At 65.4% G+C, this 15817-nt stretch carries 16 protein-coding genes and 1 pseudogene; 13 read left to right on the plus strand and 4 right to left on the minus strand.

Going from position 1 to position 15817, the window contains the following annotated elements:
- Nucleotides 1–34: 34 nt before the first annotated feature.
- From BFF94_RS34545 to acs, 3 genes are all read right to left on the minus strand, one after another.
- Entirely contained in the window at nucleotides 35–2050 is a 2016-nt protein-coding gene (locus BFF94_RS34545) for a sodium:solute symporter family protein (protein WP_219140362.1), read from the minus strand.
- Complete coding sequence (locus BFF94_RS34550; RefSeq protein ID WP_128841966.1) at nucleotides 2044–2397, minus strand: DUF4212 domain-containing protein; 354 nt, start codon at nucleotides 2395–2397, stop codon at nucleotides 2044–2046. Before BFF94_RS34550 ends, BFF94_RS34545 begins: the two co-directional genes overlap by 7 nt.
- Nucleotides 2398–2482: 85 nt before the next feature.
- Nucleotides 2483–4465 carry an acetate--CoA ligase gene (gene acs / locus BFF94_RS34555; RefSeq protein ID WP_128841967.1) on the minus strand — a complete coding sequence of 661 codons (1983 nt, stop codon included), beginning with the start codon at nucleotides 4463–4465 and terminating at the stop codon, nucleotides 2483–2485.
- Between the two features lie 328 nt (nucleotides 4466–4793).
- Between acs and BFF94_RS34560 the strand changes: the two genes are divergently transcribed.
- The 9 genes from BFF94_RS34560 to BFF94_RS34600 all read left to right on the plus strand — a co-directional run bounded on the left by BFF94_RS34560 (nucleotide 4794) and on the right by BFF94_RS34600 (nucleotide 12079).
- Nucleotides 4794–5693, plus strand: a complete 900-nt coding sequence (locus BFF94_RS34560; protein ID WP_128841968.1) for a DMT family transporter — start codon at nucleotides 4794–4796, stop codon at nucleotides 5691–5693.
- Nucleotides 5694–5805: 112 nt separating this feature from the next.
- Nucleotides 5806–6414, plus strand: coding sequence for a TIGR00645 family protein (locus BFF94_RS34565; RefSeq protein WP_128841969.1), 609 nt, complete (start codon nucleotides 5806–5808; stop codon nucleotides 6412–6414).
- A 34-nt stretch (nucleotides 6415–6448) separates the two neighbouring features.
- Complete coding sequence (locus BFF94_RS34570) at nucleotides 6449–7972, plus strand: fumarate hydratase (protein WP_039322317.1); 1524 nt, start codon at nucleotides 6449–6451, stop codon at nucleotides 7970–7972.
- A gap of 193 nt (nucleotides 7973–8165) precedes the next feature.
- Nucleotides 8166–8642 (plus strand): bacterioferritin, encoded by a 477-nt coding sequence (gene bfr, locus BFF94_RS34575; RefSeq protein WP_128841970.1) that lies wholly within the window; start codon nucleotides 8166–8168, stop codon nucleotides 8640–8642.
- A gap of 28 nt (nucleotides 8643–8670) precedes the next feature.
- Nucleotides 8671–9534: a glutamate racemase gene (gene murI, locus BFF94_RS34580; protein ID WP_372454364.1), complete on the plus strand. Its 864-nt coding sequence runs from the start codon at nucleotides 8671–8673 to the stop codon at nucleotides 9532–9534.
- 150 nt (nucleotides 9535–9684) lie between these two features.
- Entirely contained in the window at nucleotides 9685–9921 is a 237-nt protein-coding gene (locus tag BFF94_RS34585; protein WP_039370093.1) for a (2Fe-2S)-binding protein, read from the plus strand.
- 218 nt (nucleotides 9922–10139) lie between these two features.
- Nucleotides 10140–10871, plus strand: a complete 732-nt coding sequence (locus BFF94_RS34590; RefSeq protein ID WP_219140363.1) for an energy transducer TonB — start codon at nucleotides 10140–10142, stop codon at nucleotides 10869–10871.
- A 35-nt stretch (nucleotides 10872–10906) separates the two neighbouring features.
- Nucleotides 10907–11638: a MotA/TolQ/ExbB proton channel family protein gene (locus tag BFF94_RS34595; protein WP_128846645.1), complete on the plus strand. Its 732-nt coding sequence runs from the start codon at nucleotides 10907–10909 to the stop codon at nucleotides 11636–11638.
- Nucleotides 11639–11650: 12 nt separating this feature from the next.
- Nucleotides 11651–12079, plus strand: a complete 429-nt coding sequence (locus tag BFF94_RS34600) for an ExbD/TolR family protein (RefSeq protein WP_128846648.1) — start codon at nucleotides 11651–11653, stop codon at nucleotides 12077–12079.
- Nucleotides 12080–12434: 355 nt separating this feature from the next.
- Here BFF94_RS34600 and BFF94_RS34605 read toward each other — a convergent pair whose 3' ends face one another.
- Nucleotides 12435–13409: a LysR family transcriptional regulator gene (locus BFF94_RS34605; protein WP_219140364.1), complete on the minus strand. Its 975-nt coding sequence runs from the start codon at nucleotides 13407–13409 to the stop codon at nucleotides 12435–12437.
- A gap of 122 nt (nucleotides 13410–13531) precedes the next feature.
- On the opposite strand from BFF94_RS34605, the gene BFF94_RS34610 reads away from it, so the two are divergent.
- From BFF94_RS34610 to BFF94_RS34625, 4 genes and pseudogenes are all read left to right on the plus strand, one after another.
- Nucleotides 13532–14404 (plus strand): pirin family protein, encoded by an 873-nt coding sequence (locus tag BFF94_RS34610; protein WP_128846651.1) that lies wholly within the window; start codon nucleotides 13532–13534, stop codon nucleotides 14402–14404.
- A 99-nt stretch (nucleotides 14405–14503) separates the two neighbouring features.
- Nucleotides 14504–14986 (plus strand): SRPBCC family protein, encoded by a 483-nt coding sequence (locus BFF94_RS34615; protein ID WP_128846654.1) that lies wholly within the window; start codon nucleotides 14504–14506, stop codon nucleotides 14984–14986.
- A gap of 138 nt (nucleotides 14987–15124) precedes the next feature.
- A complete protein-coding gene (gene hemP, locus BFF94_RS34620) occupies nucleotides 15125–15370 on the plus strand; it encodes a hemin uptake protein HemP (RefSeq protein ID WP_128846657.1) in 246 nt (81 codons plus the stop codon).
- A 251-nt stretch (nucleotides 15371–15621) separates the two neighbouring features.
- Nucleotides 15622–15817: pseudogene (locus BFF94_RS34625) on the plus strand (IS3 family transposase); the annotation flags it as partial.

The raw sequence follows: 15817 nt of genomic DNA on the forward strand, positions 1-15817 counted from the left end.
GCGCCGCCACACCCCACATCCACTCGCCCCCGCGTCACGGATGCCGAATGTAATCCACCAGCGCCCGCGTATATTCATCCGGCCTTCGATCGCACAGACTCACCGCGATCGCCACCGCAAACCCCGCCGGCACGCCGAACACCCCCGAACTGATCGGCTCGATCCCGAACCACGTCCGCCCGGCGAACCCCGTCAGCTGCGTGAAGTACGGATAAGTCGACACGATGTAGTACACGCACACCGCGAGCCCCGTCACCATCCCGGCGATCGCGCCGCGCGTCGTCGTGCGCTTCCAGAACACGCCGAGCACGAGCACCGGAAAGAAGCTCGATGCGGCCAGCGAGAACGCGGCGCCGACCAGAAACAGGATCTTCCCCGTATTGAGCGACGCGACATACGACGCGAACAGCGCGACGCCGAGCAGCAGCACCTTCGAGATCGTCACGCGCCGCTGGCTCGATGCATCGGGCGCGACCATGCAGTAATAGACGTCGTGCGACAGCGCGTTCGCGATCGTCAGCAGCAGCCCGTCCGCGGTCGACAGCGCCGCGGCAAGCGCTCCGGCCGCGATCAGTCCCGACACGACATACGGCAGCCCCGCGATCTCCGGCGCGGCCAGCACGACCATGTCCGGCTGCATCTGGATTTCCGACCAGTGCACGATGCCGTCGCGAATCACCTCGACGACGCTGATCAGGTCGGGTTCGAAGTGATGCCATTGCGTGACCCACGCCGGCAATTCGGCGAACGGCCGCCCGACGAGGTTCGCGAGGATCTCGTACTTGATCAGCACCGCGAGCACCGGCACGCTCAGGTAGAACAGTGCGATGAAGAACAGCGTCCAGCCGACCGAGCGGCGCGCCGACGCGACCGACGTGGTCGTGTTGTAGCGCGTCAGGATGTGCGGCAGGCTCGCGGTGCCGAGCGACAGGCACAGCAGCAGCGCGAGGAAATTCCGCTCGCGCGGCTTGCGTTCGTCGTCGCTCGCGGCGGGAAACGGTTCGTGCATCGGCACGGGCGGCTCGGCACGGGCCAGCAGGTCGTCGCGCGCCTGCGTCCACGCGACGCGCGCCGCCGCCGGATCGCGCGGGAAGTCGGCCAGCTCGCGCTCGCGCTGGCTGATCTCGCGCAGCGGCCCGTTGTGGCGCCGCAGGTCGGCAAGCTGGTCGGCGAGATGCCGGCGTGCGTCCGCATAGGATGCCGGCAGCCGGTCGAGCCGCGTCTGGATGTCCGCGGCCTGCCGGCGGTATGCGTCGCGCACCTGCTGCTCCCCGGACGCATCGCGCACCTGCGCCTCGCGCGCCGCGACGCGCTCCATCAGCTTGCCGTAGTAGAGCTGCGGCACGGGGCCGAGCCCGTTCTTCATCGCGATCAGCGACACCGGAATCAGGATCGCGCTGATCAGGATGATGTACTGCGCGACCTGCGTCCACGTGACCGCGCGCATCCCGCCGAGAAACGAGCACACGAGAATGCCCGCGAGCCCGCAGAAGATTCCGATCGCGAAATCGACGCCGATGAAGCGCGTCGCGATCAGGCCGATCCCCTGGATCTGCGCGACCAGATACACGAACGAACACAGGATCGCCGCGCCGGCCGCCAGCGCGCGTACGGCGGTGCTCGAAAAGCGCGTGCCGAGAAAATCGGGAATCGTGTAGCGCGCAAGCTTGCGCACATAAGGCGCGAGCAGGAACGCGACGAGGCAGAACCCGCCCGTCCAGCCCATCACGTACGCAAGCGCGTCGTAGCCGGTTGAGTAGAGCGATCCGGCCAGGCCGATGAACGACGCGGCCGACAGCCAGTCGGCCGCCGTCGCCATCCCGTTGAACGCGGACGGCACACGCCGCCCGGCCACGTAGTACTCGACGAGATCGGACGTGCGCGACAGCAGCCCGATCACCGCATACACGGCGATCGGCACGAACAGGAACACGTAGCCGATCCAGACACCCGAGCCGGTCGCGCGCTCGATCCGCCACATCAGCAGCACGAACCCGAGAAAACCCAGCGTGTAGAGCGCGTACGCGCGTATCAGTCGATGCGTCAGCATGAATCAGCGCCCGCCGTGGCGTTGCCGGCACGCGCCGCATGGTCGTCGTACGCGCGGCGCAGCGTTCGGTCCGCGCGTTGCATCAGCCCGATGTACACGACGATCAGCACGAGGTACACGAGAATCGCACCCTGCGCGCCGACATAGAACGGCAGGCTGAAACCGGCGAAGCGGATTCCCGCGAGCGCGGGCGCGAAGAACGGCACGACGAACGACACCGCGAAGCCGATCGCCATCAGCACCGCGATCAGCGCGACGTTGAAGCGCCAGTAGCGCGCGTGGGCACGCGCGAGCGGCTCGGGAACAGGCGGTGGCGCAGCAGGCGCCGGACGGGTCGGAACGGTCATGCCGTTATGTAGCAAAAAGCCCCTGCGCGGGCAATCGGGATTGCCGCGCAGGGGCTCATGCGCGTGATGCGCACAACCGGGGCGATCAGCGCACTTCGGTGAGCTGATCGAGGATGGCCGGATTCTCGAGCGTGGACGTGTCCTGCGTGATCGCCTCGCCCTTCGCGAGCGAGCGCAGCAGGCGCCGCATGATCTTGCCCGAACGCGTCTTCGGCAGGTTGTCGCCGAAGCGGATGTCCTTCGGCTTCGCAATCGGCCCGATCTGCTTGCCGACCCAGTCGCGCAACGTCTTCGCGAGTGCCGCGGCTTCCTCGCCTTCCGGACGCGAACGCTTCAGCACCACGAACGCCACGACCGCCTCGCCCGTCGTGTCGTCCGGACGGCCGACCACGGCCGCCTCGGCAACGAGCTCGTGCGACACCAGCGCCGACTCGATCTCCATCGTGCCGAGCCGGTGGCCCGACACGTTCAGCACGTCGTCGATCCGGCCCATGATCGTGAAGTAGCCGGTGTCCTTGTCGCGCACGGTGCCGTCGCCGGCGAGATACAGCCGGCCGCCGAGTTCCTCGGGGTAGTAGCTCTTCTTGAAGCGCTCCGGGTCGCCCCAGATCGTGCGGATCATCGCGGGCCACGGGCGCTTGACGACCAGGATGCCGCCTTGCCCGTCCGCCACGTCCTGGCCCGTCTCGTCGACCACCGCGGCCATGATGCCCGGCAGCGGCAGCGTGCACGAACCGGGCACGGTCGGCGTCGCGCCCGGCAGCGGCGTGATCATGTGGCCGCCCGTCTCGGTCTGCCACCACGTGTCGACGATCGGGCAGCGCTCGTGGCCGACGTGCTTGTGATACCACATCCATGCTTCCGGATTGATCGGCTCGCCGACCGTGCCGATGATGCGTAGGCTCGACAGGTCATAGCTCTTCGGGTGCACCTTGTCGTCGGCATCGGCGGCCTTGATCAGCGAACGGATCGCGGTCGGCGCGGTGTAGAACACGGTGACCTTGTGATCGCCGATCATCTTCCAGAAGCGGCCGGCGTCCGGGTAGGTCGGCACGCCTTCGAACACGACCTGCGTGCCGCCGCATGCGAGCGGGCCGTACGTGATGTACGTGTGGCCGGTCACCCAGCCGATGTCGGCCGTGCACCAGAATACGTCGTCGGGTTTCCAGTCGAAGGTCCACTTCATCGTCTGCGCGGCCCACAGCAGGTAGCCGCCGGTGCTGTGCTGCACACCCTTCGGCTTGCCGGTCGAGCCCGACGTATACAGGATGAACAGCGGATGCTCGGCGCCGACCCATTCCGGCTCGCAGCGGTCGGCTTCGCCGTCCGTCAGCTCATGCATCCACAGGTCGCGGTCCGCATGCCAGTCGATCTTGCCGCCGGTGCGGCGATAGACGATCACGCTCTTCACCGCTTCGCAGCCGCCCATCGCGATCGCCTCGTCGGCGATGCTCTTGAGCGGCAGCGTCTTGCCGCCGCGCGCCTGCTCGTCGGCCGTGATCAGCGCGACCGCGCCGACGTCGACGAGCCGCTCGTTCAGCGACTTCGCGGAGAAGCCGCCGAATACGACCGAGTGCGTGGCGCCGATCCGCGCGCAGGCCTGCATCGCGACGATGCCTTCGATCGACATCGGCATGTAGATGACGACGCGGTCGCCCTTGGCGATCCCGCGTTTCTTCAGCGCATTCGCGAAACGCGACACGCGTGCCAGCAGATCCGCATAGGTGACGCGCGTGACGGTGCCGTCGTCGGCCTCGAAGATCACCGCGACGCGCTCGCCGTTGCCGGCTTCGACGTGACGGTCGAGGCAGTTGTACGACGCGTTCAGCTCGCCGTCGTCGAACCACTTGTAGAACGGCGCGTTGCTCTCGTCGAGCACCGTCGAAAACGGCTTGTGCCACGCGAGGCCCTCGCGCGCGAGACGCGCCCAGAAGCCTTCGTAATCCTGCTCGGCCTCGGCGACGAGCGCGCGATAGGCCGGCATGCCGGAAATGGTCGCCGCCAGTTCGAGCGCCGCGGGCGGCGCGAACTGGCGGGTTTCGTGAAGAACCGATTCAATCGCAGACATCGACTACCCCTTGGTGAACATGAATCCTCTGGCGGCGCGATCGTGCGCGCCGCGTGTCTTGGCCGGCGCATGCGCGCCGCTGTCTCCCACCCACCTGCGCACGGCCACGAAGGCTGCGCGCGATGCTGCACCGCAGCACATCACGCAACGGTGAACGTGCGGCCCGGCGGTTTCCACGATAAGCGCTCCAACTTACCCGTCACTTACGCGGCATGGCCGTTTCGCACGCCGGGCGGCTTGCATTACGGTCCGCCGCATTACAGTCCGCTTTACGCTGTTACAACCGCGACCCTACAATCCTAACTGAACTCGCCTCCCGGATTCCAGCTTGAATCGCTACGCCCTCTTCCTCATCCTGTCGATGCTGTTCGTCGGCAGCAACGTCGGTATCGGTAAATCCATCGTTGCATTCGTCCCCGTCGCCATCCTCGCCACGCTGCGCTTCGTGATCGCGATCGCCGTGCTGTGGCCGCTGTTCAGCCCCGTGAAGATGCGCGCGGTCAAGCGCGGCGAATGGCTGAACCTGTTCCTGCAGGCGTTCTTCGGCACCTTCATGTTCACGCTGCTGATGCTCAACGGCGTGCAGCGCACGAGCGCGGTGGCGGCCGGCGTCATCACGAGCACGATCCCGGCGATCGTCGCGCTGTTCGCATGGCTGATCCTGCGTGAAAAACCGAACGGCCGTGCGCTCGTGTCGATCGGGCTCGCGATCGTCGGCGTCGTGACGATCAACCTCGCCAACGGCGGCGCGGCCGGGCACGGCGAAGCGTCCGGTTCGCTGGCCGGCAACCTGCTGATCCTCGGCGCGGTGTGCTGCGAATCGATCTACGTGATCCTGTCGCGCCGGCTCACGCAGACGCTCGCGCCGATCGACATCTGCGCGTATACACACCTGTTCGGCCTGTTCCTGATGCTGCCGCTCGGCGTGACGGCGCTGTGGCACTTCGATTACGCGAGCGTGCCGGCCGGCACCTGGGCGCTCGTCGTCTGGTATGGCCTGTCGGCCAGCATCTTCTCGTTCTGGCTGTGGATGAAAGGCATCCGGCACGTGCCGGGCAGCCTTGCCGGCGTGTTCAGCGCGGTACTGCCGATCGCCGCGGCCGCGTACGGCATCGCGTTCCTCGGCGAGCGACCGACGCTCGCGCACGGCATCGCGCTCGCGTGCGTCGTTGCCGGCATCGTGCTCGCGAGCCTGCGCGTGAAACGCGTGCCGGCGGCCGCCTCCTGATCGGTCCCCGGCAGTACCGGCGCGTCGCTGCAGTCGCGCCGGCCGACGCGTTACAATAGCGCGCCTTTTCAAAATCACCCCGATACCTGCGCACCGCGCCCGCACTTCCGACATGTCCGCCCCGCATTCGCCCGGCCGCCCCGCGCGTCGCCCGCTTCGCCCCCTTCCCGCGCTGATTTTCATGAGCCGCTGGCTCCAGGTTCCGCTTTACCTCGGCCTGATCGTTGCGCAAGCCGTCTATGTGTTCCTGTTCCTGAAGGAAGTCTGGCACCTGCTGTCGCATGCGACCAGCCTCGACGAAATCAGCGTGATGCTCGCGGTGCTCGGCCTGATCGACGTGGTGATGATCTCGAACCTGCTGATCATGGTGATCGTCGGCGGTTACGAAACGTTCGTGTCGCGCCTCGGCATCGAGGGCCACCCCGACGAGCCCGAGTGGCTCGACCACGTGAACGCGGGCGTGCTGAAGGTCAAGCTGTCGATGGCATTGATCAGCATTTCGTCGATCCACCTGCTGAAGACCTTCATCAACCCCGACCAGCACACGATGCACGCGATCATGTGGCAGGTGATCATCCACGTGTCGTTCCTCGTGTCGGCGCTCGTGATGGCGTGGGTCGACCGCCTGACGACGCACACGCACCCGGCCCACTTCCACGAGACGCATGCGCCAGCAGCGGCCGCGTCCCGCAAGCCGGCCGAAGCAGCCGTCAACGCATAAACGCATTCCCCACAGTCCCCACAGAGTCTCAGCCATGACCGTCATCAAACAGGAAGACCTGATCCAGAGCATCGCGGATTCGCTGCAGTACATCAGCTACTACCACCCGCTCGACTACATCCAGGCGCTCGGCCGCGCGTACGAGTTGGAAGAGAGCCCGGCCGCGAAGGATGCGATCGCGCAGATCCTCACGAACAGCCGCATGTGCGCGGAAGGCAAGCGCCCGATCTGCCAGGACACCGGCATCGTCACGATCTTCGTGAAGGTCGGCATGGACGTGCGCTGGGACGGCGCGACGATGGGCCTCACCGACATGATCAACGAAGGCGTGCGCCGCGGTTACACGCACCCGGACAACGTGCTGCGTGCGTCGATCGTCAATCCGCCGGAAGGCGCCCGCAAGAACACGAAGGACAACACGCCGGCCGTGATCCACTACGAGATCGTGCCGGGCGACAAGGTCGACGTGCAGGTCGCGGCGAAGGGCGGCGGCTCGGAGAACAAGTCGAAGTTCGTGATGCTGAACCCGTCCGACTCGATCGTCGACTGGGTGCTGAAGACGGTCCCGACGATGGGCGCGGGCTGGTGCCCGCCCGGCATGCTCGGGATCGGCATCGGCGGCACCGCCGAAAAGGCGATGCTGATGGCGAAGGAATCGCTGATGGAGCCGATCGACATCCAGGAAATCATCGCGCGCGGCCCGCAGGACTGGGTCGAGGAACTGCGCGTCGAGCTGCACGAGAAGGTCAACGCGCTCGGCATCGGCGCGCAGGGCCTTGGCGGCCTGGCGACCGTGCTCGACGTGAAGATCATGGCGGCACCGACGCACGCGGCCTCGAAGCCGGTCGCGCTGATCCCGAACTGCGCGGCGACGCGCCACGCGCACTTCGTGCTCGACGGTTCGGGCCCGGCCAAGCTTGAAGCGCCGTCGCTCGACGCCTGGCCGAAGGTCCAATGGGAACCGAACACGGAAACCAGCAAGCGCGTCGACCTGAACACGCTGACGCCGGAAGAAGTCGCGAGCTGGGCACCGGGCCAGACGCTGCTGCTGTCGGGCAAGATGCTCACCGGCCGCGACGCCGCGCACAAGCGCATCGCCGACATGCTCGCGAAGGGCGAGAAGCTGCCGGTCGACTTCACGAACCGCGTGATCTACTACGTCGGCCCGGTCGATCCGGTGCGCGACGAAGTGGTCGGCCCGGCCGGCCCGACGACGGCCACCCGCATGGACAAGTTCACCGAGACGATGCTCGCGCAGACGGGCCTGATCTCGATGGTCGGCAAGGCCGAACGCGGCCCGGTCGCGATCGACGCGATCAAGAAGCACAAGGCTGCTTACCTGATGGCGGTCGGCGGTGCAGCTTACCTCGTGTCGAAGGCGATCCGCGGCGCGAAGGTGCTCGCATTCGAAGACCTCGGCATGGAAGCGATCTACGAGTTCGACGTGCAGGACATGCCGGTGACGGTCGCCGTCGATTCGTCGGGCACGTCGGTGCACCAGACCGGTCCCAAGGAGTGGCAGGCGAAGATCGGCAAGATCCCGGTCGCAACCGCTTAAGCGCGATCGAGCGAAAGGCCGGACGGGAGTCCGGCCTTTCTACTTCTCGTTCTCATTATCGTGCGCGGCCGGTTACTCGAGGCTGATTCTCATTACATGCAAAAGGCAGGCCAGACAAGGCTTCGAGGCTTGGCTTTTCTCGTTCGAGCGATTATCGTTCGGTTTCTGAAGCCCCACTGAACAAGGAACAGCCATGCAAGGCGACAAGAAAGTCATCGAATATCTGAACGCCCAACTGAAGAACGAACTCACGGCGATCAACCAGTACTTCCTGCATGCCCGCATGTACAAGCACTGGGGCCTCGACAAGCTCGGCAAGCACGAATACGACGAGTCGATCGGCGAAATGAAGCATGCCGACTGGCTGATCGAGCGCGTGTTCATGCTCGACGGCCTGCCGAACCTGCAGGATCTGCACAAGCTGCTCGTCGGCGAGGAAACCGAAGAGATCCTGAAGTGCGACCTGAAGCTCGAGCAGATCTCGCAGTCCACCTGCAAGGAAGCGATCGCCTACTGCGAATCGGTTCGCGACTACGTGTCGCGCGAGATCTTCGAAAAGATCCTCGACGACACCGAAGAGCACATCGACTGGCTGGAAACGCAGATCGACCTGATCGGCAAGGTCGGCATCCAGAACTACCAGCAATCGATGATGGGTTCGGCCGAGTAATCGCGTCACCCGCCGCCGAGCCGCCAGCATGACGATGACGAACCAGCCTGCCGCTGCCGCGATGCGTGCCGCCGCCCCCGTCGGCATCTTCGATTCCGGGCTGGGCGGCCTGTCGGTGCTGCGCGCCGTGCGCGCGCAGCTGCCCGGCGAATCATGCATCTACGTCGCCGATTCGCACCATGCGCCGTATGGTCCGCGCGACGAGGCGTTCATTACGGAACGCACGCTGGCAATCGGCGAATGGCTCGCTCGCGAAGGCGCGAAAGCGCTCGTCGTCGCCTGCAACACCGCAACGGCGCGGGCGATCGCGGCCATCCGCGAACACCTGCCGATGCCGCTCGTCGGCGTCGAGCCGGGTATCAAACCGGCCGCAGCCTTGTCCGCGAGCGGCATCGCGGGCGTCCTCGCCACGCAATCGACGCTGAACAGCCCACGCTTCCAGGCGCTGCTCGACCGCTACGGCGCGGGCCGCCGCTTCATCTGCCAGCCCGGCCACGGGCTCGTCGAAGCGATCGAACGCGGCGACACGAACTCGCCCGCCTTGCGTGCGTTGCTCGACCGTTACCTGCAACCGATGCTCGACGGCGGCGCCGATACGCTGGTGCTCGGCTGCACGCATTACCCGTTTCTCATAGAAACGATTCGTAACCTTATCGGCGACCGCCTGACGATCGTCGACACGAGCGACGCCATCGCCCGCCAGCTCGCGCGGGTGCTCGACGAACGCGCGCTGCGTGCACCGGACGGCACGCGCGCGGCGCCCCCCCGCTTCTGCTCGACCGGCGACGGCCGGCCATTGCAGGTGCTCGCCTCGACGCTGCTCGGCCTCGATGCACCGGTCGAATCCGTCACCATTTCCTCGCCGAACGCACGCGCCTGCGCGACCGCCTGACGCGGGCCGGCGCACCCCCTCCCGCCTCGGCTCTGCCGCTTCTGCCGCTTCAAGGGTCTGATGACCTTAAAAAAAGCCCGACCCAGGCTTGTCAACGCCCGCAAAATTAATGATAATAATTCGCATTAACGTTAGCTATCGCAACTCATCATGATCGTCTGCGTGTGCAAGTCTGTTTCCGATCGCAAGATTCGCGCGTCCCTCGCAGAGGGCGTGAATTCTTTCGACGAACTCCAGTTCGAACTCGGCGTAGCCACGTGCTGCGGCAAGTGCGAGGAATCCGTACGCGACCTCATGGCCGAGCAGGGCGTCTGCGCGAGCCGGTGCGGTGTCGAGCATCACGCTCACCCGATCCCGGTCACGTTCTACGAACGCAAGGCGGCCTGACCGGCGCCGAGTGCGCGCATGCGGCCCAGGCCGCATTTTTTGTTTTAACCGTCAGCAAGCCATCGTCTGCGCGAGCCAGCGGCTTACCTGCCAAGGAGCCTGTCATGGAATTGCTGATCGGATTTGTGACCACCGTTTGCATCTCGCTGCTGATCTTCCGCAAGTGATGCCGATTCACCCGCCGCGCCCCGGGTGCGACATCGTTCTTTCAAGCTAACATGCAGGCTTCGCATCTCGCTCCTGCCGGCGCCTTGCCGGCTGCACCACGTATGAATCCCCGAGTGATCGTCGTCGCGGTCGGTGTGCTTGCCGCACACGCGATCATGCTGACGGCCGCCTGGCTCCATCGCAACGCGCCGCCGCCGAAATCGGTCGAAGTCCAGTCGATCACCGCGCAGCTCATCGCGCCTGCGCCGATCGCCCGGCAGGTCGCGGCCGAATCGATCCCGCAGCCCGCACCGCCGAAGCCCGTACCGCGCGTAAAGCCGAAGGTCGAGCCGAAGCCGGTGCCGAAAGCCGCGAAGCCGACGCCCCAGCCGGTTGCACAATCGCCGGCCCCGTCGCCAACGCCCGCGCCGGCCGCCGATCCGACGCCTGCTCCCGCCGCCCCCGCACCTGCGGCACCGGCCGCCACGCCCGGCCCCGCTCGCGAAACGATGCAGGTCAGCGCGCCGAAGAACGTGCCGACGCTGCAGTGCAACTTCGTGAAGCCCGACTACCCGTCGATGTCGCGCCGCCGCGGCGAGTCGGGCACGGCCTATGTTCATTTCGTCGTCGGCGTGACCGGCAAGATCGAAAGCATCAATCTGCAGAAGAGCAGCGGCTACCCGCGCCTCGACGATGCCGCACTCGACGCGATGCGTTCGACCACCTGCCGTCCGTACATCGAGAACGGCCAGGCGATCCGCGCCGCCCGCACACAGCCCTACAGCTTCGGGCTCACTGACTAACCTGCCTCATCCGGAAGATTCAAAGGAAACAAAAAATGCAAAGCTACGGTATCGCGCACGTCTGGGCGCAAGGTGATTTCGTCACGCGCGCCATTGCGATCACGCTGCTCGTGATGTCGGTCCTGTCGTGGGTCGTGATCGTCATCAAGGGCTGGAATGTGATCCGCCTGAACCGCCTCACGAAGAACGCCGAACAGGCGTTCTGGCATTCGGACGATTTCGACGACGGCATCAAGAAGCTCGGGCTCGCCGCCTCGACGCCGAACGACAACCCGTTCCTCGCGCTCGCGCTGTCGGGCAAGGAAGCCGCCGATCACCACCACCAGACGCAACCGCACCTGCACGATCGCATGGACGTGTCGGACTGGGTCACGCGCTGCCTGAAGGACACGATGGACGAAGGCATCTCGCGCATGCAGAGCGGTCTCGCGATCCTCGCGTCGATCGGCAGCACGGCGCCGTTCGTCGGCCTGTTCGGTACCGTCTGGGGGATCTACCATGCGCTGCTCGTGATCGGCGCAACCGGCCAGACATCGATCGATCAGGTCGCGGGACCGGTCGGCGAATCGCTGATCATGACGGCCTTCGGCCTGTTCGTCGCAATTCCCGCCGTGCTCGGCTACAACGCACTGACCCGCGCGAACAAGGGCGTCGTCAGCAAGCTGCGGCGCTTCGCGCACGGCCTGCACGCGTACTTCGTGACGGGTGCGCGCCTCGCATCGTCGTCGACGCGCGACGGCCTGCGTCTCGCGACGCGCGCCAGCTGAGCGAGGTGAACCATGGCAATGAACACAGGTTTCAGCGACGATGACGACGATGCCGTGATGAGCGAGATCAACATGACGCCGCTCGTCGACGTCATGCTCGTACTCCTGATCATTTTCCTCGTCACGATCCCGGCGATGCAGCATGCGGTGAAGATCGACCTGCCGCACGCCAGCAGCCAGCCCGTCGACGAAAAGCCGCAGACGGTCGACGTCGCGATCCAGGGCGACGGCACGATCCTGTGGGACGACCATACGGTCACGCGCGAACAGCTGCAGGCGCGCATCGCGGAAGCGGCGAAACGCACGCCGCAGCCGGAGTTGCACCTGCGCGCGGACCGCAAGGTTGCATACGAGCACGTCGCGGAAGTGATGTCGGATGCACAGGCAGGCGGCCTGACGAAGCTCGGCTTCGTAACGGAGCCGAGCGCGAAAGCGAAGTAACGCGCGCACGCCCCGCCCCTCGCAGTCGCGCAGAAAGTAAAAGGCCTTCATCGCCAGATGAAGGCCTTTTTTCATGCGCACACGGGCGCCTTCGGGCTGCGGGCTCTTTGGCGGTATCGGTTGCGCCTCAAGCAACGCAAATGCGACTCTGCCGTGGTCTGCACGGACTGCGCGTTCTGCCCTATCTGGCTCGCAAGATATGCGGCCACCTGATTTCGCTCAGAACTTCCTTCACGAAATGGGATTTCAATATAGGCCCGCCCGCCCGCGCATTCAAGGTTCCGGCGATTGAAACTTGCGATTGCAGGCGACGCTTCAATGACAAAACAAATTTGCGTCGGCGCGCATGCCGTGTTCAGGTCGCCGAAGCATCGGCCGCCGCTTCCTTCTTGGCGCGCTCCGGGCACCCCGGATCCGTATAGGCGCCGTGATCGAGCTTCTCGACCAGGTAGTCGACGAACGCACGCACCGCGGGCGGCATCCCCTGCCGCGACACGAACACCGCATACAGTTGCGGCACCGGCAGCGTCCAGCCCGGCATCACGGGCGACAGTTGCCCCGCGCGCAGCGCGTTGCCGTACATCATCTCCGGCAGCGCCGCGATGCCGAGGCCGTCGAGCACGGCCTCGCGGATCGTCATCAGGTCGGCCGTCACGAGCCGCGGGTCGTGCTCGTGCACGTGACGCGTACCGTCCGGCGCGATCAGGTTGAACACGTGCCGCCCGTCGACGCTCGGCGTATCGAGCGTCTCGAAGCCGGTCAGGTCATCCGGCACCAGTGGCGGCGCATTCTGGCTCAGCAGGCTCGGCGCGCCGACCAGCATCTGTTCGGTGCGCCACAGCGGCCGCACGACGATGTTCGCGTTCTGCGGCGGCTCCGAACGCACGCGCAGCGCGACGTCGATCGAATCCTCGAACAGGTCGATCACGCGATTCGTCACGCGGACATGCACCTTCACCTCGGGATAGCGGCGCAGGAATTCGGGCAGGATGCGCGACAGCATCGTCTGCGACAGCGTGACGGGCACGCTGACACGCACCGAGCCGCGCGGCGACGCGCGCAGCTGCTGCACCGCGTTCATCGCGGCCTGCGCTTCGGCGAGCATCGCCTGGCAATGCTGATAGAACAGCTCCCCCGCCTCGGTCAGCGCAAGCTTGCGCGTCGAGCGCTGCAGCAGCCGCACGCCGAGCGCCGCCTCGAGCTCGGTCAGGCGCCGCGACAGGCGCGATTTCGAGATGCCCAGCACGCGCTCCGCAGCCGAGAAACCGCCATGTTCGACGACCTGCGAAAAGTACATGAGGTCGTTCAGGTTATGTGCATCGATACTCATCTCATCGTTCCAATTTCAGAACAATCCATTGCGAAGCGTCGCAAATCGAACGGCAAAACGCCCAATATAATAGCGCTATGTTTCAAAAATAACGCTATTCCGATGATTTCGAGGGCCTCCCCATGACGACCGCTCGCTCGCTTGACCGCACGTACCCCGCGCTTCGCACCACCGAAGGTGGCGGCTTCGTGGTTCACCGCCCGTTCCCGACCCGGCTGCTGATGGATTTCGATCCGTTCCTGCTGCTCGACGAAATGGGCCCCGTCGACTACGCCCCCGGCGAAGCCAAGGGCGCGCCCGACCATCCGCATCGCGGCTTCGAGACCGTGACCTACGTTCTCCACGGGCGCTTCCGCCATCGCGACTCGTCCGGCCATGCCGGCACGCTCGGCCCCGGCGACGTGCAGTGGATGACGGCCGGCGCCGGCGTCGTGCACAGCGAGATGCCGGATCCGGCGTTCGCGCAGGCGGGCGGCCGCTCCCACGGCTTCCAGCTGTGGGTCAACCTGCCGCGCCGCGACAAGCTGATCGCGCCGCGCTACCAGGAGATTCCGACCGATCGCATCCCGACCGCAACGTCGCCTGACGGTCGCGCGCGCGTGCGCGTCATCGCCGGCGAAGCGTTCGGCGTCCGGGCCGCGATCGAAACGCGGACACCGATCCTCTACCAGCATTTCTCGCTGGAACCCGGCGCGGCGGTCACGCAGCCCGTGCCGGCCGGCTATCGCGTGTTTGCCTATCCGATCGACGGAACGGGCCTCTACGGGCCCGACAGGCAGGCTGTCGACGCACGGCACATGATCGTGTACGGCGACGATGGCGACACGGTCGCGTTCGCCGCGGGCGACACGCCGCTCGACCTGTTGCTGATCGGCGGCGTGCCGCTCAACGAGCCGATCGTCCGCTACGGCCCGTTCGTGATGAATACCGAAGAAGAGATCCGGCAGGCCGTCGTCGACTACCAGACCGGCCGCATGGGGTGCATCGAAGCATGACGCCCGGACGGGGGCGCAGGTGCCGCGAAACCGCCCGTTTTGCGTCACAATGACTTCTTGAACCATGTGGTCGCCCGCCACCAGAAGGAACCCGCACCCTTGAACTTCGAACATCTGATCCAGATCAACTCCGACGATCCGGCCGTGCCGCCCCTCACCCGCGACCAGCTCTGGGAAGGTCTCGTGCTGCGCGCCGAACAGCCGCAGCTGTTCGTGCTCGGCCTCGATAGCTGCGTCGTCCACGAACGGACGGACACGACGCTCGAGCGTGAACTGCACTACGGTCACGCGACCGTGCGCGACCGCGTCACGTTCACGCCGAACCAGCAGGTCCGCTACGACATCCTCGCGGCCGATGGCGAGATCGGCGGCTCGCTGACGATGACGATCGAGGAGCGCGACGACAGCCAACTGTTCCTGCGTTTCGAATACCGCACGACGCTGGTCGTCACGGACGACAGCGAAGACGCGCGGCAGACGCACGGGATCGTCAAGGAAGCGTACCGCACATCGGATATCGACACGGTCCGCCTGATCCGCGAATACACGCAGGGCCGCCAGGCCCCCGATCCGCTGCACTGAACCCGGTGGCGGCCTGCGGGCCGCCCCTTTGATTCAAGCTATCAAACCGTCCATTTCGATCGATAAAGAGTTTTTGCGAATGGGAATAATTATCATTTAGAATTCATTCCATCGTATCGACAGTCACCGATCAACCGAATGACCGACACCACGCGCCCGACCACGCTGACCTTGCGCCATACGACCGGCACCGCAGCCAGCAGCCGTCAGAAGACGGCAGCGGTCACCACGCCGGCGAAACCCGCCGGCAGCCGCGATGCAGGCACGCGAGTCGTCAGCAGCGATGCGCTGCTGCAAGGCCACAGCCACATCAGCATCGCGCATAACGGAGAGACTTATCAGTTGCGTGCCACACGGCTCGGCAAACTGATCCTGACGAAGTAACGACAGAGTATTGTGGGGACCACCTCCCTGAGAGGTGTTGGGCATTAGCCAGCGTAACGGCTTGCACGCGAGATCTAGACCCCTTCGTGCAAACACACTCAAGCAGCCGTTGCAGCAAGCCAAGCCACTTTTTTTGGTTCTCGCACAAGGAAGAAAAAAAGCGACACGTCCTTCGACGTGTCGCTTTTTTGTTTGGGCTGACCCGTCCTGAAATAGGTTGACACTTTTTCGCCGAAACGAAGAGGTGCCAAGTGGAGCAAGGGATCAAGCGGACCCAGCGGGACTACAGTCTGGCTTTTAAGCTGTCGGTGGTGACGCAGGTCGAAAAAGGCGAGCTGACGTACATAGAGGCGCAGCGACGCTACGGAATTCAGGGACGCTCGACCGTACTGGTATGGTTACGTAAGCACGGCTTGCAGGATTGGGCCGATCCATCCGGGCGTGCGC

It is taken from the genome of Burkholderia catarinensis (assembly GCF_001883705.2).
Taxonomy (GTDB): Bacteria; Pseudomonadota; Gammaproteobacteria; order Burkholderiales; family Burkholderiaceae; genus Burkholderia; species Burkholderia catarinensis.